At 69.6% G+C, this 21,559-nt stretch carries 24 protein-coding genes; 12 read left to right on the forward strand and 12 right to left on the reverse strand.

The features are described 5' to 3' along the window. Positions 1-93 precede the first annotated feature (93 nt). On the forward strand, positions 94-2,424 hold the full coding sequence (purL, locus tag AVP41_RS12100; RefSeq protein ID WP_067164682.1) for a phosphoribosylformylglycinamidine synthase subunit PurL: 2,331 nt from the start codon (positions 94-96) through the stop codon (positions 2,422-2,424). A gap of 29 nt (positions 2,425-2,453) precedes the next feature. Continuing rightward, positions 2,454-2,588 carry a hypothetical protein gene (locus AVP41_RS17020; RefSeq protein WP_269454415.1) on the forward strand — a complete coding sequence of 45 codons (135 nt, stop codon included), beginning with the start codon at positions 2,454-2,456 and terminating at the stop codon, positions 2,586-2,588. Positions 2,589-2,607: 19 nt separating this feature from the next. On the opposite strand, the gene AVP41_RS12105 is transcribed toward AVP41_RS17020, so the two are convergent. Next, the gene (locus AVP41_RS12105; protein ID WP_067164686.1) at positions 2,608-3,177 is read right to left on the reverse strand and encodes a TetR/AcrR family transcriptional regulator; all 570 of its coding nucleotides are present in this window, start codon (positions 3,175-3,177) and stop codon (positions 2,608-2,610) included. Further along, positions 3,170-3,988, reverse strand: a complete 819-nt coding sequence (locus AVP41_RS12110; protein WP_067164690.1) for an alpha/beta fold hydrolase — start codon at positions 3,986-3,988, stop codon at positions 3,170-3,172. The genes AVP41_RS12105 and AVP41_RS12110 overlap by 8 nt, the downstream gene beginning before the upstream one ends. Positions 3,989-4,070: 82 nt before the next feature. On the opposite strand from AVP41_RS12110, the gene AVP41_RS12115 reads away from it, so the two are divergent. Both AVP41_RS12115 and AVP41_RS12120 read left to right on the forward strand, forming a co-directional pair. Next, a complete protein-coding gene (locus AVP41_RS12115; RefSeq protein ID WP_067164693.1) occupies positions 4,071-5,003 on the forward strand; it encodes a hypothetical protein in 933 nt (310 codons plus the stop codon). 9 nt (positions 5,004-5,012) lie between these two features. Continuing rightward, positions 5,013-5,744, forward strand: a complete 732-nt coding sequence (locus tag AVP41_RS12120; RefSeq protein WP_067164696.1) for a hypothetical protein — start codon at positions 5,013-5,015, stop codon at positions 5,742-5,744. A 5-nt stretch (positions 5,745-5,749) separates the two neighbouring features. On the opposite strand, the gene AVP41_RS12125 is transcribed toward AVP41_RS12120, so the two are convergent. The 5 genes from AVP41_RS12125 to AVP41_RS12145 form a co-directional block, all read right to left on the reverse strand. Beyond that, entirely contained in the window at positions 5,750-6,616 is an 867-nt protein-coding gene (locus AVP41_RS12125; RefSeq protein ID WP_067164699.1) for an EamA family transporter, read from the reverse strand. Positions 6,617-6,620: 4 nt separating this feature from the next. Next, positions 6,621-7,433, reverse strand: a complete 813-nt coding sequence (locus tag AVP41_RS12130; protein WP_067164702.1) for a carbohydrate ABC transporter permease — start codon at positions 7,431-7,433, stop codon at positions 6,621-6,623. Next, complete coding sequence (locus tag AVP41_RS12135; protein WP_197464323.1) at positions 7,430-8,395, reverse strand: carbohydrate ABC transporter permease; 966 nt, start codon at positions 8,393-8,395, stop codon at positions 7,430-7,432. The genes AVP41_RS12130 and AVP41_RS12135 overlap by 4 nt, the downstream gene beginning before the upstream one ends. Then, the gene (locus tag AVP41_RS12140; RefSeq protein ID WP_067164704.1) at positions 8,392-9,744 is read right to left on the reverse strand and encodes an ABC transporter substrate-binding protein; all 1,353 of its coding nucleotides are present in this window, start codon (positions 9,742-9,744) and stop codon (positions 8,392-8,394) included. The genes AVP41_RS12135 and AVP41_RS12140 overlap by 4 nt, the downstream gene beginning before the upstream one ends. A gap of 76 nt (positions 9,745-9,820) precedes the next feature. Beyond that, complete coding sequence (locus AVP41_RS12145) at positions 9,821-10,936, reverse strand: Gfo/Idh/MocA family protein (protein ID WP_197464324.1); 1,116 nt, start codon at positions 10,934-10,936, stop codon at positions 9,821-9,823. 100 nt (positions 10,937-11,036) lie between these two features. Here AVP41_RS12145 and AVP41_RS12150 point away from each other — a divergent pair, with 100 nt between their 5' ends. From AVP41_RS12150 to AVP41_RS12160, 3 genes are all read left to right on the forward strand, one after another. Further along, complete coding sequence (locus tag AVP41_RS12150; protein WP_067164711.1) at positions 11,037-11,768, forward strand: GntR family transcriptional regulator; 732 nt, start codon at positions 11,037-11,039, stop codon at positions 11,766-11,768. A 62-nt stretch (positions 11,769-11,830) separates the two neighbouring features. Then, entirely contained in the window at positions 11,831-12,730 is a 900-nt protein-coding gene (locus AVP41_RS12155) for a hypothetical protein (RefSeq protein WP_157532478.1), read from the forward strand. Continuing rightward, on the forward strand, positions 12,727-13,530 hold the full coding sequence (locus AVP41_RS12160) for an ROK family protein (protein WP_067164717.1): 804 nt from the start codon (positions 12,727-12,729) through the stop codon (positions 13,528-13,530). Before AVP41_RS12155 ends, AVP41_RS12160 begins: the two co-directional genes overlap by 4 nt. 205 nt (positions 13,531-13,735) lie before the next feature. Here the strand turns inward: AVP41_RS12160 and AVP41_RS12165 are convergent, their stop codons facing one another. The 3 genes from AVP41_RS12165 to AVP41_RS12175 all read right to left on the reverse strand — a co-directional run bounded on the left by AVP41_RS12165 (position 13,736) and on the right by AVP41_RS12175 (position 16,933). After that, a complete protein-coding gene (locus tag AVP41_RS12165) occupies positions 13,736-14,635 on the reverse strand; it encodes a glycine betaine ABC transporter substrate-binding protein (RefSeq protein WP_067164720.1) in 900 nt (299 codons plus the stop codon). A gap of 97 nt (positions 14,636-14,732) precedes the next feature. Then, positions 14,733-15,620, reverse strand: coding sequence for an ABC transporter permease (locus AVP41_RS12170; RefSeq protein ID WP_067164724.1), 888 nt, complete (start codon positions 15,618-15,620; stop codon positions 14,733-14,735). Further along, positions 15,620-16,933, reverse strand: a complete 1,314-nt coding sequence (locus AVP41_RS12175) for a quaternary amine ABC transporter ATP-binding protein (protein ID WP_231902743.1) — start codon at positions 16,931-16,933, stop codon at positions 15,620-15,622. Before AVP41_RS12175 ends, AVP41_RS12170 begins: the two co-directional genes overlap by 1 nt. 351 nt (positions 16,934-17,284) lie before the next feature. Between AVP41_RS12175 and AVP41_RS12180 the strand changes: the two genes are divergently transcribed. The 4 genes from AVP41_RS12180 to AVP41_RS12195 are packed head-to-tail and all read left to right on the forward strand — an operon-like array spanning position 17,285 to position 19,765. Further along, positions 17,285-17,683, forward strand: a complete 399-nt coding sequence (locus AVP41_RS12180; RefSeq protein ID WP_067164731.1) for a GntR family transcriptional regulator — start codon at positions 17,285-17,287, stop codon at positions 17,681-17,683. Next, complete coding sequence (locus AVP41_RS12185; protein WP_067164734.1) at positions 17,680-18,603, forward strand: ABC transporter ATP-binding protein; 924 nt, start codon at positions 17,680-17,682, stop codon at positions 18,601-18,603. The genes AVP41_RS12180 and AVP41_RS12185 overlap by 4 nt, the downstream gene beginning before the upstream one ends. Continuing rightward, positions 18,600-19,286: a hypothetical protein gene (locus AVP41_RS12190; RefSeq protein WP_067164737.1), complete on the forward strand. Its 687-nt coding sequence runs from the start codon at positions 18,600-18,602 to the stop codon at positions 19,284-19,286. The genes AVP41_RS12185 and AVP41_RS12190 overlap by 4 nt, the downstream gene beginning before the upstream one ends. Further along, positions 19,217-19,765: a histidine phosphatase family protein gene (locus tag AVP41_RS12195; protein ID WP_067164740.1), complete on the forward strand. Its 549-nt coding sequence runs from the start codon at positions 19,217-19,219 to the stop codon at positions 19,763-19,765. The genes AVP41_RS12190 and AVP41_RS12195 overlap by 70 nt, the downstream gene beginning before the upstream one ends. On the opposite strand, the gene AVP41_RS12200 is transcribed toward AVP41_RS12195, so the two are convergent. Then, on the reverse strand, positions 19,762-20,061 hold the full coding sequence (locus AVP41_RS12200) for a chorismate mutase (RefSeq protein ID WP_067164744.1): 300 nt from the start codon (positions 20,059-20,061) through the stop codon (positions 19,762-19,764). The two genes, AVP41_RS12195 and AVP41_RS12200, sit on opposite strands and share 4 nt — an antisense overlap. Positions 20,062-20,146: 85 nt before the next feature. On the opposite strand from AVP41_RS12200, the gene AVP41_RS12205 reads away from it, so the two are divergent. After that, positions 20,147-21,238, forward strand: a complete 1,092-nt coding sequence (locus tag AVP41_RS12205) for an AI-2E family transporter (protein ID WP_067164747.1) — start codon at positions 20,147-20,149, stop codon at positions 21,236-21,238. A 27-nt stretch (positions 21,239-21,265) separates the two neighbouring features. On the opposite strand, the gene AVP41_RS16700 is transcribed toward AVP41_RS12205, so the two are convergent. Further along, complete coding sequence (locus AVP41_RS16700; RefSeq protein ID WP_157532479.1) at positions 21,266-21,403, reverse strand: hypothetical protein; 138 nt, start codon at positions 21,401-21,403, stop codon at positions 21,266-21,268. Between the last annotated feature and the right edge of the window lie 156 nt (positions 21,404-21,559).

Here is a 21,559-nt window from a genome sequence, read left to right on the forward strand (position 1 = left end):
ACGACCCTAGGCCGACCGCGCGGCGACCACCACCCTCCCAACTAGACTGTGGGTGATCCCCCGCCGGCATCCCGAGTCTTGGAGTTCAGCCGCGTGAGCACCCCCGTTCCCTCTGCTGTCGCAGACACCGTCGACAACGCCCTCGCGACGCCGGAGAAGGAGCAGCCGTACGCGGCGCTCGGCCTCAAGCCCGACGAGTACGACCGCATCCGCGAGATCCTCGGCCGCCGCCCCACCAGCGGCGAGCTGGCGATGTACTCGGTGATGTGGAGCGAGCACTGCTCCTACAAGTCGTCGAAGATCTACCTGCGCCGGTTCGGCCAGAAGGTCAGCGACGAGATGCGCGAGCGCCTCATGGTCGGGATGGGCCAGAACGCGGGCGTCGTCGACGTGGGCGAGGGCTGGGCGGTCACCTTCAAGGTCGAGTCGCACAACCACCCGAGCTACATCGAGCCGTTCCAGGGCGCGGCCACCGGTGTCGGCGGCATCGTCCGCGACATCATCTCGATGGGCGCCCGCCCCGTCGCGGTGATGGACCAGCTGCGCTTCGGCGCCATCGACAACCCCGACACGGCACGAGTCGTGCACGGCGTCGTCAGCGGCATCTCGTTCTACGGCAACTGCCTGGGCCTTCCCAACATCGGCGGCGAGACGGTGTTCGACGCCGTCTACCAGGGCAACCCGCTCGTCAACGCGCTCGCGGTGGGAGTGCTCCGCCACGAAGACCTGAAGCTCGCCAACGCCAGCGGCGCCGGCAACAAAGTGGTGCTCTTCGGCGCACGTACCGGTGGCGACGGCATCGGCGGTGCGTCGATCCTCGCCTCCGACACGTTCGCCGACGGCGGTCCCACCAAGCGCCCGGCGGTGCAGGTGGGCGACCCGTTCGCCGAGAAGGTGCTCATCGAGTGCTGCCTGGAGCTCTACCGGGGCGAGCTCGTCGAGGCGATCCAGGACCTCGGGGCCGCGGGCATCTCGTGCGCCACGAGCGAGCTGGCCGCCAACGGCGGATCGGGGATGCGCGTGGACCTCGAGAACGTCCTCCTGCGCGACCCGTCGCTCACGCCGGAGGAGATCCTCATGAGCGAGAGCCAGGAGCGGATGATGGCGATCGTCGCTCCCGAGAAGCTCGACGCCTTCCTCGCCGTCACCGAGAAGTGGCAGGTGGAGACGAGCGTGCTGGGCGAGGTCACCGGCGACGGACGCCTGCAGATCTTCTGGCACGGCGAGCAGATCGTCGACGTCGATCCCTCGACCGTCGCCGTGGACGGCCCGGTCTACGAGCGCCCGGTGGCCTACCCCACCTGGATCGACGCGCTGCGCGACGACTCGGCGGCCGCCCTCCCGCGTACCGACGACCCCGACGAGCTGCGCGACCAGTTCCTGCAGCTCCTGGGCAGCCCGAACCTCGCCGACACATCCTGGATCACCAACCAGTACGACCGCTACGTCATGGGCAACACCGCCCTGAGCTTCCCCGACGACTCCGGCATGATCCGCGTCGACGAGGAGTCGGGCCTCGGTTTCGCGATCGCCACCGACTGCAACGGCCGCTTCTGCCAGCTCGACCCGTACGCGGGCGCGCAGCTCGCCCTCGCCGAGGCGTACCGGAACGTCGCCGTCAGCGGCGCGGTGCCCACCGCGGTCACCGACTGCCTCAACTTCGGCAGCCCGGAGAACCCCGAGGTGATGTGGCAGTTCGGACAGGCCGTCGACGGCCTCGCCGATGCGTGCCTCGAGCTGGGCGTTCCGGTGACCGGCGGCAACGTCAGCTTCTACAATCAGACCGGCGATCAGCCGATCTTCCCCACCCCCGTCGTGGGCGTCCTCGGGATCATCGACGACGTGGCACGCCGCATCCCGTCGGGGTGGCAGGACGCCGGCGAGAACATCTACCTGCTCGGCGTGACGGCCACCGAGCTCAGCGGCTCGGCGTGGGCCGACACCGTCCACGGGCACCTGGGCGGCCGGCCGCCGGCGGTCGACCTGGCTCAGGAGAAGAAGCTCGCCGAGCTGATCCACGCGGCCTCGCAGCAGGAGCTCATCTCCTCGGCGCACGACCTCTCGGCCGGTGGCCTCGGACAGGCCCTCGCCGAGGGCGTCATGCGCTTCGGTGTCGGCGCCCGTGTCTGGCTGCGCGAGATCATGGAGCGCGACGGCGTCGACGCCGCCACGGCCCTCTTCAGCGAGTCGACCGGCCGCGTCATCGTGTCGGTACCCCGCGAAGAGGACGTCAAGTTCCGCGGACTGTGCGAGGGCCGCGGATACCCCGTGCTGCGGATCGGTGTCACCGACGCCCCCGCGACCGCGGAGTCTGCCCTCGAGGTGCAGGACGTCTTCACGCTGCCGGTGTCGGAGCTGCGTGAGCGTTCGCGCGCGACGCTTCCCGCCGCCTTCGGCACCGTGATCGAAGAGCCCGCGCACTGACGCGCTCGGTCACACGACAGGAGAGAGCGATGTCCGACGACGCAGAGTACGAAGGCATGAACGCCGCCCGCACCCGGCGGACCCGGATCGTCGCCTGGGTGGTGATCGTCTCCCTGATCCTCGTCGGTGGGGGATCCACCGTCCTCGCCCTGATCTTCGGCTGACGCACGCCGCACGACGCGGTCAGCGCGACGACCACGCCTCCAGTGCGAGGATGACGCCGTCGACGAGACGGACGAAGCTGTCGTCCGTGGAGATCGGCAGCTCGAAGGCGCCGCCTGTCTCCAGCGAGACGAACCCGTGGAGGGCGGAGCGCAAGAACCGCGTGGCGTCGACGAGCTGATCCGAGCCGAGGTCGAACCCACGGAGAATGACCGAGACGAGCTCGACGAGGCGCTCCGACGCCGTCTCGTCGTCCGCGTCCCCGGGGACGGGCGCCCGAGTCGTCAACGGGTACTGCCCCGGATGCGCGAGGGCCCACGAACGATACGCGTCGGCCATCGCCCGCACTGCGTCGGCAGACGCACGCCCCACGGCCGCGCCCGCCAGGACCGCCGCCAGGTCCTCCTTCGCGCGCACGGCGACTCCGCGGTGGAGATCAGCGAGCCCCTGAACGTGCTTGTAGAGCGAGGGGGCTTTCACGCCGAAGCTCTCGGCGACCAGCGCCAGGCTGAGAGAGCCGAGATCGGGGTCGTCGAGCATCTGTGCCGCCCGCTCGATCACGACGGATCGGCTGAGTCCTGCCCTAGGCACGGTGCAGCTCCTCCTCGATGAAGTGGATGATCGCGTCCGCCGTGACGTCCGGTTGCTGGACGTGGGGGTAGTGGCCGGCGCGAGGGACCATGACCACACGGCCGGCGAGCGCGGAACCGATCCACTCGGCCTCGGCACGGGGGTCGGGGAAATCGGGGTCGTTCTCCCCCATGACGATGAGCGAAGGAGCGTGCACGGCGGCGAGTGCACGCTCGGCCGGGCCGTGATCGGCGCGGGTGGTGCGGGAGAATGCGCGCGCGTACCCGGGGCGGCGCAAGGCGTCGCGCACGGCGGCGCGGTACTGCGCGAAGTCGGCCGGCAGGTCGCCGGCGTAGAGGTGGGGAAGGTAGGCGTTCCACGTGACGGCGGCCCACGGCCGAGCCGTCAGGATCCGGAACACGAGTGCCATCGCGGGGTGGACGGTCGGAGGACGCACGAAGGGGCCGGTCAGAACGAGGCCGCGCACCAGCCGGGGCGACTCGGCCGCCAGGATGACCGCGGCGCCGGCAGACATGGAGTTTCCGACGACGACGGCCGGCTCCCCGAGGTGCTCGATCAGAGCGCCGAGATCCTGCGCCGTGGGGCTGTCGCCGTACTGCGCGAAGGTCGCGTCGCTGTCACCGTGGCCGCGAAGGTCGACGGAGACCACCCGGAGTCCCGCCCGCACCAGGCGAGGAACCAGCAGCCGGTACGTGGAGCGGAGTTCGCCCATGCCCGGAGAGAGCACGACGAGAGGACCGTCTCCGCTGATCTCGTACGCGATACGACCCTGCGAGAGGGGAAGATGGCGGGTCTGGCCCGATTCAATCATAAGGCTATGGTACATAGCTATGTGGCTTATCGCAAAAGCCTGGTCACGCTCCCCTCGCTCCGAGCCTCGTTAGCATGAGGGGGTGGACCCGCTCGTCTGGACGACGGTGGCCGAGTTCTGGTGGATCGCGCCGAGCGCGATCGGTGCCGGCGCCCTCGGCTGGGTCGGTGTGCGCGGCCGGCGCACGGCTCGTCAGCGCCGTCTGGGCTACGACGCCGCGCGGCACGAGCTCCGCGAAGCCCGTCGGCAGCTGACCGTCGCGCGCGGCGACGCGAAGGTCGCCCGCGCCGAACTCGCCCGCGTGCAGGCCGATCGCACCGCGGCCCGTGCGACGACGTCGGAGGTGTCGACCGCCCGTCGAGCCCTGCAGCAGACGCAGCGCGACGCGCGCGCAGCCGTGGCCGCGGTCCGTGCCGCGCGGGCCCGGGTGAGCGCCGCGCGAGCGACGCGCGCCACGGCATCCACGCCGCGGTCCGCGTATCCGCTCGCGCAGACGATGGCCGAGCACGACGCGCTCACGGCGCGCTGGATGGAGTACGAGACCGACGCCGCCAAGGCCCTCGCCTTCCCCGCCATGAGCGATGCGCGCCACCCGGTGATCGCCGCGCATTTCCTCGCTCGGGAGGAGGCCCAGCGCCTGCGCCCCACCGGGCAGAGCATGTCGGCGGCGGACTTCTCGGCGTATCGCGCCGCCGTGCGGCGGTGGGAGCGCGCATTCGCGGCGGCCGAGGCAGAGGCCTGGCGCCAGGCGCGCACCGGGGGCACCGCGCCTGCCGGGTCCGGCGCCCGGTCGCCGGGAGACGCTCGCCCCGACGGCGAGACCCGCACACGGCCCGACGCGTTTCCCCTCTGGGGCGACGCCGCGCACTGGCAGACGATGGCACAGGAGCTGGCCGCGCGGTCGGCCGAGGCCGTGACCCGCGCGGCCGAAAGCGCCGCCGCCGCGTTCGAGGCCCGGGCTCGCGACCGCAGAACGCGGCCCGACGACCCCGACGAACCACACGAAGAGCGGTAGGGTCGAGCGGTGCAGGAGTTCTTCCAGTTCGCCGGGAACTACTGGTGGCTCGTGTTCCCCCTCGCCGCCGTGGCCGGTGGCGCGATCAAGCGTCTCGACACGCTCGCGACCCGGCGCCACGAACGCCGGCTCGAGATGATCCGCGCGAAGGGCGAGCTCAAGGCGGCTCAGGTCGCCGCGCGCACCAACCCGGTGGCGGTCGCATCGGAGCCGAAGCCGATCACGCGCCCCTCGCCGATGCCCGACCAACTGGAGAAGCTGTTCGCGGCGCACGACGCCGTCACCGCGCGCTGGCTCGAGTACGAGCTCGATGTCGCCAAGCTCATCGACTTCCCGACGATGAGCGACGGACGGCAGCCGCTGACGGCGGCCTTCCTCAAGGCCAAGAAGGTGGCCGATGCCGCCCGGCCCGCCTCGGTGACCGCCAAAGTGACGCCCGACCAGGTGACCGAGTACCGCACCGCGGTCACCGACTACGAGGTGGCCTTCGATCTGGCCGAACGCGATGCGCGACGCCAGCGCACGAGCGGATTGAGCGACGCGGAGCGCAAGCGCCTCGCGACCGCCAAACAGCTCCTCGCCGTCGCCACCGACGGTTCGGCGTCCCCGGCCGAGCGGCACACCGCCTACCGCCGCGCGCGAGCGGAGCTGGACGGGCTCATCTCCCTGTCGGACGAGGCGATCGTGGTACTGGAGAAGAAGGTGGCGCTCGAGCTTTCCTCGGGAGACGACCCCCGCTGACGGGGTCAGACGGCAAGCAGCACGACTCCGGCGAAAGCCACTGCGACGCCCATCCCCTGCAGCCACCGGATCCGCTCGCCGAGGAGCACGGCGGACAGCGCGACGGTACCGGCGGGGTACAGCGACACGAGCACCGCGACGACGGCGAGAGAGCCGTCGCGCACCGCCCAGAGGTAGAGCGCGTTCGCCGTGGCGTCGAGGATCCCCACCACCGCGGCCGTCGCGAGCCCCGCCGCCACGGGCCGCGAAGCGGAATGGCGCCCAGCGCGCACATTCGATCCGCGATGAACGAGGCGGAACCCGACTGCGCCCGCCAGCACGACGAAGCCGGTGACGCGATTGCTGAGCAGCGGCAGGACGCCTGAGTCGGCCGGTGCCTGTGCGAGGAGTATGTAGAGCGCACCGAAGAGGATCCCCGCGAGAGCGGCGAGCGGGAGACTCCTGCGGCGACTTCCCGACGTGGCAGTGCCGGGCGTCCCTGCGATGAGGGCCGCACCGACGAGAATGACGAACAGGCCCGCCGTGTGAACCGGTCCCGGCCGGTCACCGTGGGCGATCGCCCAGACCACCGGGGTTGCGCCGGACACGACCGCCGTCAGGGGAGCAACGAGGACCATCGGCCCGATCGCGAGCGCCCGATACAGGCAAGCCACCGCGGTCATTCCCGCCGCCCCCGACGCCGCGCCCGCACCGATCGCCGCGGCGGAGCCAGCGCCCGGCACGGCCACCGCCAGCAGCGCGAAAATCACGATGCCGACGCCGGCACTCACGGCCGCCACTGCGATGGCGGAGCGGGTGCGGGAGGCCAATCCTCCGAGGAAGTCGGCGGCGCCGTAGGCGAGCGCCGCCCCCAGCGCCAAGACGATCGTCACCCGGTCAGCCCTTGACGGCGCCCGACAGCACGCCTTCGATGAACCGGCGCTGGAAGGCGACGTAGAGCACGACGATCGGCAGGGCGACGAGGATCGCCGCCGCCGACATCAGGTTGTACTGGGTCGTGTACTTGTTGGAGAAGCTGCCCAGCGCCACGGTCACCGGTAGGTGGTCCGGGTTGTTGACGAGGACGAAGGCCAGGAAGTAGTCGTTCCACGTCCACATGAAGGTCAGCAGCCCCAGCGTGATCACGGCCGGAGTCGTCAACGGCAGCACGATGCTGCGGAGCACGCGAACGGGGCCGGCGCCGTCGAGCATCGCCGACTCGATGATGCCGCCCGGCACGGCGCGGAAAGACGCCCGCATCCAGAACACGCCGAAGCTGACGCTCAGCCCGGCGTGGGCGATGATCAGCGCGATGACGGTGCTGGCGAACGGAGTGGAGCGCATCGTGAAGTACAGCGGCACGATGATCCCCTCCAGCGGGATCATGATGCCCGCGAGGAACACGAGGAACACCCAACGATGACCGGGTGCCCGCAGCACCTCGAGTCCGTACGCGGCCAGCGGGGTGACGACCAGGGTGATCGCCACGACTGCGAGGCTGATGGTGAGGCTCACCGTGAGGTGCGATCCGAAGTCGGACTGCTGCCACGCGATGACGAAGTTCTCCCAGCGGAGATCGGCGAGGTCGGGCCGACCGTTGGGGGTGGGGCTCAGCGCCGACAACACGAGCAGGCCGATCGGGATGAGCACGACTCCCGCCATGAACAGGAGCACGGCGAGGTTCAGGATGCGTTCGCGGCGGGAGATCATGACGAGGCCCTGTCGGTGATGCGCACGACGACGACCGAGACGAGCAGCGACAGCACCGCGAGAGTGACTCCGATCGCGGCCGCGCCCCCGACATCCTGCTGCGTGAACGCCTTGGAGTACAGAAGCACCGCCGGGGTGATGGTCGAGGTGCCGGGCCCACCGCGGGTGGTGAGCCAGACGAGGTCGAACACGCGCAGGGCGCCGATGAGCGTGAGGGTCAGGGCGACCGCGAGTTGCGGAATCAGTCCCGGAAGAGTGACGGAGAAGAACTCACGCACCGCTCCCGCACCGTCGATGCGCGCCGCTTCGTAGAGCTCCACCGGGATGTTGCCGGCTCCGGAGACGAACAGCAGCATGCACAGGCCCATCGTCGTCCAGGTGCCGGCGAGCGCGAGCACGGGAAGGGTGAGGGTGAAGCTGCCGAGCCAGGGCTGTGCCAGGTCGCCGAGTCCGACCGCGCGCAGCGCCGAGTTGACCGCTCCGTCGAGTGAGAACAGTTGGCGCCAGATGACCACGATCACCACCGAGGTGAGCACCTGCGGGAGGAAGATCACCGAGCGGAAGAACCCGGTTGCCCGCGTGCGGCGCCGCGAGAGCAGCGCCGCCGACAGTAGTCCGAGGGCGATGGGGATCACGGCGAAGAAGACCACCATCACCGCGGTGTGCGACAGGGCTTCGCCGATGAGCGGGTCACCGGCGAAGTCGGCGTAGTTCCCCAGCCCCACCCAGGTCGAAGGCCCGACGCCGTTCCAGCGGAACAGCGAGAACCACACGCTCTGCACGGTCGGGACGATGACTACGAACGCGTAGAGGACGAGGGCCGGCACGAGGAACATCCACGCGACGGCGCCCCGCCGGAGGCGCGCGGCACGGCGCGCGCCTCCGGCGGGGGAGGGAGCGAAGCGTCGGGTGCGCCTCTCCTCCCCCGCCGGTGCCCCCGTCGTGATCACCGGTCGGCTCACTTCGTGGCGCGGAACTCGTCGTCGTTGGCCTGTGCGGCGGCGACGAGATCGGCGGGCGTGCCCTGCCCGTCGAACATCCTCTGCAGGTTGACGGTGAGCGCATCGAGCATGGTCGGCGTCGCCCAGTCGAAGTAGGGCAGGTAGCCGTTGGCGGCCGTGACGGCGTTGAGCGACTCGATGCCGTCGTTGAGCATCGGGGAGTCGGTGTCGGGTTGGAACGACCCGAACATCGGGATGATCTGGTTGTCCATGGCCGCCTGACCGGCCGTCGCACTCGCCATCCAGTTCAGGAACAGCGCGGCCGCGTCCGGCTCTTGCGTGTTCGCGGCGACGGAGAAGTTCTGCGATGCCGAGCCGACGGCGGTCAGCGCTCCGCCGTCACGGCGAGGCAGGATGAACTGGCCGAACCCGTCGCCCTGCGCCTGGTCGGCGAACGGGAGGAATCCCGAGTACCAGAAGGTGAAGAGCCCCTTCCCCTCGACGAAGTCCTGCAGTGCGTCCGAGCTCGGCACGCCCGCGAAGTCGGGCGTGAAGTACCCCGCGTCGACCCATTCCTGGTAGACGGTCGCCGCGTCTTCGAGACCGGATGCCGCAGCGTCCGCTCCCTTGGCGAAGACGAAGTCGCGGATGGCCTGGCCGTCACCGATCGAGGCCTGCAGGGCGAGCAGCGTGGCCGAGGCCGGCCAGCCGTCTTGGGTCCCCAGCGCGATCGGCACCTCTCCGGCATCCTTGGCGGTCTTCAATGCTGCGGTGAAGTCGTCGTAGGTCTCAGGCTTTTCGAGGCCGAGCTTCTCGAGGATCGCGCGGTTGTAGAACACCGTCACGAACGCGCCTTGGTTGATGGGCATGCCGTAGAGGCTGCCCTGCCCGATGTTCTTGCCGTCGGCGCTCGCCATGCTCTGCTGCAGGATCGTGTCGGGCAGGTTCCCCGCCCAGTCGTAGGCCTCGGAGTAGGCGTCGAGGTTGAGCAACAGCCCACTGGATGCCAGGTCGCCGACCCCCGACCAGCCCTGGTTGGCGGGGACGATGTCGGGAGACGTCGCCTCCGACAGGCGCAGTCGCAGCGTGGAGTTCACGTCGTTGCCGCTCTCGCTCGTGCGCTCGATGGTGATGTCGGGGTACTCGTCTTCAAATGAGCTGACCACCGCGTCCATCCATCGGCCGATCGGCGACTGCGCATCGGTGAAGGTGTCGAGCACCGTGACGGTCGCGGTGCCGATCTTCGCCGGATCGGTGACGACGTCGCCATCACTGGTGGGGGCGGGCGCCGCGGTGCCGCCGGGCGCGCAGCCGGCCAGGAGGACCGCGGTCAGCGGCACGGCTACGGCAGCGAACTTCCATGACTTCATTGCGAAACTCCGTCGTCTCAGGTGAGTGTGGCTCTCGGGTGCGGGTGGTGTGTGGTTCTCGGGTGCGGGTGGTGCTCTACTGCGCGTCTTCGTGGACGCGGTCGTGCACGCGATGGGCGTCGCCGCGACGCGCACGCGGACGCGGGGGACGGGGCTCGAAGGTGCTCTCGATGTGCTGGGTCTGCCCGCTTTCCGCGGCCCGCATGGCTGCGAGCATGATCTCGAGTACGTGGAAGGCCTGGTCGGGTCGGGTATAGGGCTCCTCGTCCCGCAACACGCAGTCGACGAGGTGGGCGAGGCCATCGGTCCAGGGCCAGTAGGAGCTGGCGCTCTCGATCAGCTGCCATGCACCCACCTCGTTGGCCCAGTACTCCAGGCCGGCGGGCGCCCAGTCGTCGCCCATGAGCTGGATGGTGCCCTCGAGGCCGTACACCTCCACCGCCGCTCCGCGGTACTTCTGCATGCCGAACGCGGTCGTCACGGTCGACAGGGCCCCCGATGCGTGCTCGATCACGATCTGGAAGGTGTCATCGGTCTCGACGCGGATCATCTCTCCGGCCACGACGCGCTCCGGGCGCGTCAGCGTCGACAGACACGTGACCTTCGACGCGGGGCCGAGGAGCCCGGTGAGGGAGGTCACGTTGTAGACACCGAGGTCGAAGAGGGGTCCCCCGCCGGGCGCGTAGAACCAGGCGCTCCAGTCGGGTCCGTCCCAGCCGTAGCGGGCGCGACCCAGAAGCGGCCGGCCGACCTTGCCCTCGGCGACGGCCGCGTACATCTGCTGGTAGTCGGGGCTCAGCTGCACGTGCGGGGCGCACACGAGCCGGCCGGGAGCGGCGTCGGCTGCCGCCAGCACGCGCCGCCCCTCTTCGAGGGTCACGGCCATGGGCTTCTCGACGAGCACGTTCTTGCCCGCCTCGAGGGAGCGGATGGTGAGCGACCCGTGCTCGGTCATCGACGTGAGGATGAGCACGATGTCGACGGTCGGGTCGTCGATGACCTCGGCCGGGTCGACGGTGACCCGATCGACGCCGAACCGCTGCTGCACGATCTCCAGTCGTGAGGGGTCGAGGTCGCAGCCCACGATCGACGCCACCTTGCCCTGCGAGCGCAGGTTCACGATGAGCGGAAGGTAGGCGTTCTGGGCGACACTGCCACAGCCGATGACACCGATGGTCACGGATTCGGTCACGGGGATCTCCTTCGAGGCGGGTATGCACGCAACGTACCAGCAATCAGACCAGCTAGTCCAGTACCTGCAAGAATCGAACCTCTGGTACTACCATCGGGATATGGATGCAGCCACTTCGCCGGCCGTCGCGATCGCGGTCACGCAGACCCTCGACCTCATCGCGCGACAGCTCAGCGGTGAGGGCGCACGCCTGCCGGGCGAACGCTCACTGGCCGAGAGCATCGGCGTCAGTCGCACCACCGTGCGCGCCGCCCTGCAGAAGCTCGAGGAGGACGGCGTCATCGAGGGCCAGCCCCAGCGCGGATGGTACGTGCGCCGTCACGGCAGCGTCTCCGACCGTTCCAGCGAGCTGGAGAGCTTCACCGAGGTCGCCCGGGCGCGCGGGTTCACGCCCAGTTCCGACGTGCTCTCCGCGACCGAGCGGCGAGCGACCATCGACGAGTCGGAGCAGCTCGAACTGCCGCCGGCGGCGCCGGTGATCGAGCTCGACCGGCTGCGCCGGGTCGACGACATCCCCATCTGCATCGATCGCACGATCATGTCGGGCACCGCGTGCGCCGGCATCCTCGACGCCGACCTCGCCACCGCGTCGCTCTATGAGCAGCTGCAGGTGCGCTGCGGCGTCTTCGTCACCCGATCCGCTTCCACACTGCAGGCGCGTGCCGCCTCGGCGAGGGAGGCAGAGCTGCTCGACCTGCGAGCAGGGGACCCCGTACTGGAGATCTCGACGAAGTCGCTCGCGGGGTCCACCGTCGTCCTCGTCTCCGATGTCGTCTATCGGGGCGATTCCTACCGCTTCCAGGCCGAGCTCGTGCGCACCCAGCCGTTCTGAGCACACGACCGAACTCAGAAATTGGTCTAGTTGGTATGCCACTGGCCTGCTACACTCCCGACATGACCACCCTGTCTGCTGGCCGCATGCCCGACGGACGCCGCCCCACCCCGCGGCCCCGATTCACCGAGCCGCAGCTCGTGCGACGCGTCGACGCGGTGGCCCACGTCTGGGGAGACGACGAGGCGGGCTACGTCACCGACAGAGTGATCTCCTCCACCGACCAGCTGCACGTGCTCGAGTTCGAGCTCGCCCCCGGCGGCGGCTTCCGCCACAGCGCGATGAACCCGACCGTCTTCGGCGCCGATGTCTTGTACTACGTGCTGTCGGGGGGCCTCGTGCTCGCCAACCCCGAGACCGGCGAGGTCACCGTCACCGAGGCCGGATCGGGACGTCTCTTCCACCGCGGCACCTGGCACAACGGCTTCTCGGCATCCAGCGTCGAGCCGGTGCGGGTGCTGGAGTTCTTCTCCCCGCCGCCGTCGCGGGGTGCCGCCTCGGAGTTCGCGCGGCGACAGCCTGCGCTCACGAACACGCGATACCGCGACGACCGGTGGGACGCGCGGTGGCCGCAGGCCCGCAGCGAGCACGCGGCGAGCACGTCGTTCGCGCGCGTCGCCGTCGACAACGCCCTGATGTCGCTGCGCGACCACCAGCCGTCGCATCTGAACGCCACCCTCGTCAGCACCCCCTATCTGCACGTGATCGAAGGCAGCGTGCAGCCCGGCCACGTCGAACCCTTCCGTGTCGTCGAGCGCGAGTCGGTGCTGCACGTGCTGGAGGGCGAGCTATGGGTCGACGTGTGGAGCGACGAGGTCGGCTACCAGGCGACGAGCATCCTCGCCCCCGGTGACTCGATGTTCCTGCCGGTCGGATGCAGCGAGCGGCTGCTCGTGCGCTCCGCCTCGCCCGCCCGCTACCTCCGCGGTTCGGGCGAGGTCCCGAGCGACTGGACGCCGTGAACCTCCTCGCGATCGACATCGGCGGCACGTCCGTGCGCGCCGCCCGCGTGGACGACGACCTGATCGTCGAGCGCGTCGAGGCCCCGACGACGTCGGAGCTCACCGAGACGGTGCCGTCCCTGGCCCACCAGCTCGCGCGCGGACGGCAGATCGCGGCGATCGGTGTCGGGGTGCCCGAGTACGTGGATGCCGGTGTGGTCACCAGCGGCGAGGTGATCGCCTGGAGTGAGCGCATCGTGGCGTACCTCAGCGTGATCGCCCCGGTTCGGATCGAGTCCGACGTACGGTGCGGCGCCGTGGCGGAGTGGTCAGCGGAGCCCGGCTCGTCGCTGCTCTACGTTTCTTGGGGCACGGGGATCTCCTCCACGCTGGTGCTGCCGGACGGTCGTGCGTGGGAGGGACACCGGGGTCGGGCGATCGCGCTGGGCGAACGGCGCGTCGGCGAGGCACCCCTCGAGGCCCTCGCGTCGGGTCGGGGCGTGGAACGTCGCTATGAGGCCGAGACCGGCGCCGTCGTCGCGACGCGCGAGCTCGCTCAACGACGCGATGACCCGATCGCGTCGTTACTCCTGACCGACGCGGGCGAGCTGTTGGCGGCGGCGGCGATCGACCTGGCGCGCACGCTCGATCCGGCGCGCGTGGTCGTGGGGGGCGGTCTCGGCTCCGCCGACACCACGGCGTGGCGGGCGCTGCAGGCGGCCTGGAACAGAGCCTCTCTCGGCATCCCGCTGCGGCGGGCCCACCACGGCGCCGACGCGGGGCTGATCGGCGCCGCACTCACGGCGCGCACCGCCCGCTGAAGCACGGTAGGACAGCACACGCCACACCAGGACGTCCGGAAGTCGACCCACCCCTGATTGTCGGAGATGAGACCCGAGCCCGTGAGCGCGGGCGCGGGCGTGTCGCCCCGGGCGACGCGTCGAAGGCGTCACCGGCCTCTCCGCCGGAGACGCCGCGGGCCGGCGCGTAGCGCACGCTACGGCCGGCCCACGGGAAGAGAGCGGATCACACGGTCAGCGAGTCCACCCACTCCTTGTTCTCGGTCATCCACTGGCGGACGATGTCGGTGTAGTCGGTGATGTCCTCATCGGTGTTGTACATCACGTTCTCGAGCGAGAAGAGCATGTCGGAGTCCATGCGGAAGTCCTTCAGCCACGCGCTGACCTCGGGGAAGTCCGTGTCGAAGCCGGTGCGGGTGAACGTGTGGATCGACTCGGCGTCGCCCAGCGTGCCGTCGGGGTCGGCGAGGTCCTTGATGTCGTAGGCGTCGTACGCCCAGTGCGGACGCCACAGCGTCACCGCGACGTTCTCGCCCGCGTCCAGCTTGCTGCTGAGCTCGGCGAGCATCGCCGGGGTCGAGGAGGTGATGTAGTCCATGCCCTCCAGGCCGTAGGTGGGGATGACGTTCTCCTGCGTGGCCTTGGTGAGTCCGGCACCCGGCTCGATGCCGATGAGACGTCCGCCGAACTGGTCCGAGGCCGCGGCGAGATCGGCGAGCGAGTCCACCGGCGCGTCGGCGTTCACGGCGATCGTGAGCTTCGCGTCGTCGTTCCAGGAGCCGAGGTCGACGATGTCGTCGCCGAACTCGTCGAAGTAGGCCGCGTGGGTGAGAGGCAGCCAGCCGTCGAGGGCGACGTCGTAGTCGCCGCCGGCGACACCCTGGAAGACGGGTCCGGCATCGGCGTACTCGAGGTCGACGTTGTAGCCCTTGTCCTCGAGGGCGAGCTTCCACAGATACGAGACGGCCTCGCCCTCCGGCCAGCCGTTGAACACGCCGATCGTGATGTCCTTGCCGGCCTCGCCGCCACCGTTTCCGGCGTTCCCGGTATCGGCGGAGCAGCCGACGAGCGCGAGTGCGGCGGCCGATCCGAGGACGAGGGTGCTCAGGAGGTGTCGCTTCTTCATGGGTTTTCCTTTCCTCCCGTGTGCTGTGTCACGGGTGTTGGGGATGCCCGCGGGGTACCGCGGACGGACGACGCTGACGCGTCGGGTCAGGAGGTGCTCAGGCCGTGGCGGCGACCGGCTCGGAGGCCGGAGCGGCCGCGCGGGTGCGGCGGCGCGTGCCGAGGGCACCGGTGAGGCGGTCCAGGATCATCGCGATCATCACGACGGCGAGGCCGGCCTCGAAGCCGAGGGGCACGTTGACGGAGCTGAGCGCCTGGACGATCGGGCGCCCCAGGCCCGGCGCTCCCACCATCGAGGCGATGACCGACATCGACAGCGACAGCATGATGATCTGGTTGATCCCCGCCATGATCGACGGCAGCGCGAGCGGGAGCTGGATCTGCCGCAGGACGCGGCCCGGGGTGGCACCGAAAGCCTGCCCCGCCTCGACCACCTCGGGGTCGACACCGCGGATGCCGAGCTCGGTGAGACGCACGCCCGGGGCGACGGCGAACATGATGGTCGCGACGATTCCCGGAACCACGCCGACGCTGAAGAGGAAGATCGCCGGAAGCAGGTACACGAACGCGGGCATCGTCTGCAGGAAGTCGAGCACGGGGCGGACGACGTTCGACACCGTCTGCGACCGTGCCGCCCAGATGCCGACGGGGATCGCGATCGCGGTGGCGATCAGCACCGCGACGATCGTGAGGGCGAGGGTGAGCATCGCGTTCTGCCACTGATCCACGGCGAGGATGACGACGAACCCCACGAAGGTGCCGAGGGCGAGCTTTGCGCCCTTGACCAGCCAGGCGGCGGCGGTGAACACGACGATGATCACCCAGAACGGCGGCGACGTGAACACCCAGGCGGCGGCGTCGTAGATCGCCGAGAAGACCGTCGCGACGACATCGAAGAACCCGCCGAGGTACTCCTTGAGGAAGTCGATGACCGATCGCACCCACTGACCGAGCGGGATGCGGATGAGCTCTTCGAGCTGTTCCATCAGCGCTCACCCCTTTCCGTCGTGGCGGCCGCCGGGACGGCGGCTCCGCGCGTGACGTCGTCGACGAGCGGGGTGAACTGCGCCACCATGTCGATCGGGGTCTGGATGATCGGCATCTCCCGCGTGGTGGCCGGGACGTTCCCGAGGGCGGCGAGGAGCGTCACGCGGGGGATCACTCCGAGCAGCCGCCGTTCGTCGTCCACCACGGCGAGGGGGACCGTCGCCTCCACGGCGGTCTCGACGATGTCGGTGAGGAGGTCGTCGGGGCCGACGGTGGGAACGGAGGTGTCCACGATCTGGCGCAGGTCGGTCTGTCCCGCCTTGACGGCGCGGATCACGGCGCGGTCGGTGACGACACCCACCAGGCGCCGGTTCTCCACCGCGAACACGGCGCTGGCCTGCTGCGAACGCAGCACGCGGAGGGCGCCGCGCACACCCGCGGTGAGCGGCGTGGTCTGGTGGGGCGGCTCCATGACGCCCGACGCGGTGAGCACACGCGCGCGGTCGACGTCCTGGACGAACTGTGCGACGTAGTCATTGGCGGGATCGGTGAGGATCTCCTCGGGCGTGCCGTTCTGCACGATGCGGCCGTCGCGCATCACGGCGATGCGATCGCCGAGGAACATCGCCTCGTTGAGGTCGTGCGTGATGAACACGATCGTCCGGCCGAGCTCGCGCTGCAGCTCGATCAGCTGCTCCTGCATCTCGCGGCGGATGAGCGGATCCAGCGCGGAGAAGGCCTCGTCCATCAGCAGGATGTCGGTGCCGGCGGTGAGCGCGCGAGCGATCCCGACGCGCTGCCGCATGCCGCCCGAGAGCTCGTCGGGCATCGCCTGCGCCCGGTCGCCCAGGCCGACCCGGTCGAGGATCTCCTGCGCCCGGCGACGACGCTCGGCCTTGCCGACGCCTTGGATCTCGAGGGCATAGGCGGCGTTGTCGAGCACCGTGAGGTGCGGAAGCAGCGCGAAGTGCTGGAAGACCATCGACACGGACGACCGCCGGATGTCGCGCAGATCGCCCGCCGATGCGCGCGTGACATTGCGGCCTCCGACGAGGACTTCGCCCGCGGTGGGCTGGAGGAGGCCATTGAGCATGCGGATGATCGTGGACTTGCCGGATCCCGACAGGCCCATGATCACGAAGATCTCTCCGGGCTGCACGGTGAAACTCGCATCGATGACGGCGGCAGTGCCGGCGTCGGCGATCTCGGTCCGGGACTGGCCGGCTTGAAGCCGGCGCACGCCTTCTCGGGGGTTGCGGCCGAAGACCTTGAACAGGTTCTTCGCCTCGACAGCGGGGGTGGAAACGGTCACTTGCTTCACCTCGGCAGCCGAGCGGACAGGCTGCATCGGTTACGCCCGGGTGACGATCTTCGGCACTCGCGCGGGCGTCGGCGGGCGACGCGCGCTGCGCGGGTGCGTTGGCGACACACATCGGGTCCGTCGCCCAGACCGTCGACCATACGCCCGCTCTCGCGATGTCGGAGACACCCGGCGAGGGCGGCCGCGGACTGGTCGTCGGGGCCCTCGAGACTCGCCCGTGGCCCGCCCTCCACCGTAGCCAGGTTTCTCGCGGGTGCGCAAACCGTCCTGACGGCTGCGCTTGACAGGCGCCGCGGCGACATGGTTACTTAGTCAAGTAGGTAACCAACGAACGGGGCCGGGATGATCGAAGAAGGACGACCGCTCTTCCTGCAGATCGCGGAGAGCGTGGAGGACTCGATCATCGACGGGAGCCTGCCCGAAGAGGCGCAGGCGCCGTCGACGAACGAGCTCGCCGCGTTCTACCGGATCAACCCCGCCACCGCCGCGAAAGGAATCGCCATGCTCACCGACAAGGGTGTGCTGTACAAGCGGCGCGGCATCGGGATGTTCGTCTCCTCCGGCGCGCAGGAGCTCCTCCGCGCGGAGCGACGCGACGCCTTCGCCGCCCGCTACCTCGACCCGCTGCTGGCGGAGTCCCGCAAGCTCGGCCTCAGCCCCGAAGACCTCGGCCGCCTCCTCATCGAGCGCGCCGCACGCACCGCGACCCCCGCGTCGCCGACGGAAGGAACACGCGCATGACCACCGTGATCGAGGTGACCGACCTCACCAAGCGCTATCGCGACACCCTCGCCCTCGACGAAGTGAGCTTCGCGATCGAGGAGAACACGATCTATGGCCTTCTCGGCCGCAACGGTGCCGGCAAGACGTCGGTGATGTCGATCCTCACCGCGCAGAACTCTCCCACGAGCGGCACCGTCCGTGTCTTCGGCGAGAACCCGTACGAGAACGCCAAGGTGCTCCGCCGGGTGTGCTTCGTGCGTGAGAGCCAGAAGTACCCCGACGACGCCACCGCTCGACACGCCTTCCGCATGGCGAGCCTCTTCTTCCCCCGCTGGGACCAGGCCCTCGCCGACCAACTGGTCGACGACTTCCAGCTTCCGCTCAAGAAGGCGATCAAGAAGCTCTCCCGCGGTCAGCTCAGCGCCGTCGGCGTCATCATCGGTCTCGCCTCGCGCGCGGAGATCACGTTCTTCGACGAGCCGTATCTGGGGCTGGACGCCGTGGCCCGGCAGCTCTTCTACGACCGTCTGCTGGCCGACTACGCGCAGCACCCGCGCACGATCATCCTGTCCAGCCACCTGATCGACGAGGTCGCGAATCTCTTGGAGCGCGTGATCGTCATCGATCAGGGACGGATCGTCATGGACGAGGAGACCGACGCCGTCCGCCACCGTGCGGCGACGATCGTCGGGGACAGTGCAGCCGTCGAGGCCTTCGTCGCGGGTCGCGAGGTGCTCCACCGCGAGAGCCTCGGCCGCGTCTCCTCCGTCACCGTGATCGGGGAGCTCACCGCCGACGACCGGTCCCGCCTCGCTGAGGCGGGGCTGGATGTCGCGCCGGTGTCTCTTCAGCAGCTCATCGTCCGCACCACTCAGCATCACGCCGAGGCCCGCTCGTCCGCGGCGGGCCCGGCCCTGTCCGAAGGAGCACGCTCGTGAACCGCACCGGCAACGTCGTCCGCATGCAGCTGATCAACCGGCAGACCTACATCTGGGTGCCTCTCATCGTGCTGGCGGGGGCGTTCATCCTCACCCTGCTGATCTGGGCGCTCCTTCCCCCCGAGGCGGAGAAGTACAGTGGCGGCGCGCAGGCCCCGTACTGGTACTTCGGCGTGGTCGGGGTCCAGGCGCTCACCCTCACCTTCCCCTTCTCGCAGGCGATGAGCGTCACGAGGCGCGAGTACTTCTTCGGGACGACCCTCACCGCCGCGCTCACCGCCGCCATGCTCTCGACGATCTACCTCGTGGGCGGTCTCATCGAGCGGGCCACGGGAGGGTGGGGCATGAACGGATACTTCTTCTCCCTCGACTGGATCTGGGACGCCGGCCCGGCGGTGTCGTGGTTGTTCTACTTCGCCCTGGCCATGCTGTTCTTCCTCGTGGGTTTCGGTGCTGCGACGGTGTACAAGCGGTTCGGCAACCTCTGGCTCACTGTGCTGCTGGTGGGCACCGGGCTGCTGCTGGTCGGACTCCTCTGGCTCGTCATCCGATTCGACGGCTGGAACGCCATCGGCGCCTGGATCGCGGCGCAGGGCACGCTGGGGATCGCGCTGTGGATCCTCGCGGTCGCGGCGGCGATCGGTGCGCTGTCGTTCGTGCCGCTGCGGAAGGCGACCCCCTGACCCCCGCTGCCCCTGCGGGGCGGGTCCACGAGGAGAGCGATGGCGCGGCCATCCTGCGCCTGGTCCGCCACGGAGAGACGGAGTGGAACGCGCTCGGGCTCATCCAAGGCCACACCGATAATCCCCTCAACGAGCGAGGCCGTTCGCAAGCGGCGGCCGCCGGGCGAGAGCTGGCCGGTCGGGAGTATGCGGCGGTCGTCACGAGCCCTCTGGCCCGCGCCTCAGAGACGGCGCGGATCATCGCCTCCGCGCTGAACGTGGCGACGTTCCACGTCGAGGCGGATCTCGCGGGTCGATCAGCGACGTCGCCGTCGATCCCGACCGGTCGGACGGTCGGCCGCCGATCGTCTCCGCGACGGTCCTCGGCACGGACCCCGTGCCTTCTGCGGTGCCTCAGTCGTCAAACTGAGTGTCGGGGTCGTCAGCGCCGTCGGTTCGGCAACGGTGGATCGACGCCGTCGACGAGGAACGACGGCTAGCTCTGTTCGGCGGCGGCGGTGTGGTGCCGGATGACCTCGGCCACGACGAAGTTGAACCACTTCTCGGCGAATTCGGGGTCGAGATCGGCGTCGAGCGAGAGGCGGCGCAGACGCGCGATCTGCTGCTCCTCCCGCGATGGGTCGGACGCGGGCATGCCGTGCTCGGCCTTGAGCACACCCACCTGCTTCGTGCAGCGGAACCGCTCGGCGAGCAGGAAGATCAGTGCGGCGTCGATGTTGTCGATGCTCGCCCGCAGGCCGTGCAGCTGAGCGATCGCGGCGGTGTCGTCGGTCATGGTTCCTCCCCGCCCGAGACTATCGGGTCGCCACACGCCTGACCGCCCCGGAGGCCGGCCTTCCGTCGACCCCTAGAGTGTGTCCATGACCGCCTCGTCTCCCGAGCCCGACGCTCCCTCCCGGACGATCGGGACCGCGCTGCAACGCCCCTTCGCCGTCGGCTTCTTCCTGACCCTCGGCGCGCTGGCGGCCATCGCCCTCGGGATGGCGATCTCCGACCTCGTGACGATCTGGATCTACATCGCGTTCGCGCTGTTCGCCGCGCTGGGGCTCGATCCGCTCGTCCGACGCCTGGAACGCCGCGGGGTGGGCCGGGCGTGGGCGATCGTGATCGTCTACTTCGCCTTCGCGATCCTGCTGGTGGGCGTGCTGTGGCTGGTCATTCCCACGGTGGTCGAGCAGGTGTCGCAGTTCATCCGCGACCTCCCCGACATGATCGCCGCATTCCAGCGCACCGAGGTCTACCTGTGGCTGCGCGAGCAGTTCGGCGACCAGGTACCGGCGCTCCTCGGCGACGTGCAGAAGTTCCTCACCGACCCCAGCAACATCGCGGCGATCGGCGGCGGCGTGCTGCAGATCGGCATCTCCATCGGCACGACGCTCTCGGGCCTGATCATCATCATCGTGCTGAGCCTGTACTTCCTGGCCACCCTGCCGCAGATGAAGCAGGCGTTCTACCGGTTGCTCCCCGCCCGCAACCGCGCGCTGAGCGCCGAGCTCACCGAGGAGATCACCTCCTCGGTCGGCGGCTACCTGAGCGGCATGGTCGTCCTCGCGTTCTTCAACGCCCTCGTGACGTTCATCCTCTACTCGGTGCTGGGGCTGCCGTTCCCGCTGCTGCTCGCCGTCGTGTCGTTCTGCATCACGATCATCCCGCTCGTGGGAACGGTGCTGTTCTGGGGCATCGGCTCCGTCGTCGCGCTGTTCGCCAGTCCGCTGTCGGCACTGGTGTTCGCCGCGGCCTACCTCGTCTACATGCAGCTGGAGGCATACGTCCTCACCCCGCGGGTCATGAACAAGACGATCTCGGTTCCCGGTTCCCTCGTCGTCATCGGGGCGCTCGTCGGTGGAACCCTCATGGGGCTCCTGGGTGCCCTCGTGGCGATCCCTGTGACCGCCTCGATCCTCCTCATCATCAAGAAGGTCGTCATCCCGCGCCAAGACGCGAAGGCGTGAGCGGGCGGTTCCGGCTTCCCCTTCCCGTCAATCCGCGCTCACCTGGGCCGGGAAGCGGTCCCGCGCCTCATCGTCCGTCATCGGACGCAGCGCCCGTCCGTTGTCGAGCCACCATGTGCGACAGAGGTCGCAGCGATAGAGGAGATCGACGGGCGAGGTCGACACGACGAATCGTGGTTGCCCACCGGTGTACGCGCCCTCCTGGCAGACAGCGCAGCCCCGCCCGGTTGCCGCGACAGATCCCATCTCGCCCGTGGCCATGCTCCATTGTCCCGCGGCCGGGCATGCAGAAGGGAAGGGGACGGTCCGCTGGGGGTGAGC

Source organism: Microbacterium sp. TNHR37B (genome assembly GCF_001620065.1).
Classification (GTDB): domain Bacteria; phylum Actinomycetota; class Actinomycetes; order Actinomycetales; family Microbacteriaceae; genus Microbacterium.

Bases quoted from the DNA above. Each gene is read 5' to 3' on its own strand.
- AVP41_RS17020 (WP_269454415.1), top strand. From the start codon at position 2,454: ATGTCCGACGACGCAGAGTACGAAGGCATGAACGCCGCCCGCACCCGG.
- AVP41_RS12110 (WP_067164690.1), bottom strand. From the start codon at position 3,988: ATGATTGAATCGGGCCAGACCCGCCATCTTCCCCTCTCGCAGGGTCGT.
- AVP41_RS12130 (WP_067164702.1), bottom strand. From the start codon at position 7,433: ATGATCTCCCGCCGCGAACGCATCCTGAACCTCGCCGTGCTCCTGTTC.
- AVP41_RS12140 (WP_067164704.1), bottom strand. From the start codon at position 9,744: ATGAAGTCATGGAAGTTCGCTGCCGTAGCCGTGCCGCTGACCGCGGTC.
- AVP41_RS12150 (WP_067164711.1), top strand. From the start codon at position 11,037: ATGGATGCAGCCACTTCGCCGGCCGTCGCGATCGCGGTCACGCAGACC.
- AVP41_RS12155 (WP_157532478.1), top strand. From the start codon at position 11,831: ATGACCACCCTGTCTGCTGGCCGCATGCCCGACGGACGCCGCCCCACC.
- AVP41_RS12165 (WP_067164720.1), bottom strand. From the start codon at position 14,635: ATGAAGAAGCGACACCTCCTGAGCACCCTCGTCCTCGGATCGGCCGCC.
- AVP41_RS12170 (WP_067164724.1), bottom strand. From the start codon at position 15,620: ATGGAACAGCTCGAAGAGCTCATCCGCATCCCGCTCGGTCAGTGGGTG.
- AVP41_RS12180 (WP_067164731.1), top strand. From the start codon at position 17,285: ATGATCGAAGAAGGACGACCGCTCTTCCTGCAGATCGCGGAGAGCGTG.
- AVP41_RS12185 (WP_067164734.1), top strand. From the start codon at position 17,680: ATGACCACCGTGATCGAGGTGACCGACCTCACCAAGCGCTATCGCGAC.
- AVP41_RS12200 (WP_067164744.1), bottom strand. From the start codon at position 20,061: ATGACCGACGACACCGCCGCGATCGCTCAGCTGCACGGCCTGCGGGCG.
- AVP41_RS12205 (WP_067164747.1), top strand. From the start codon at position 20,147: ATGACCGCCTCGTCTCCCGAGCCCGACGCTCCCTCCCGGACGATCGGG.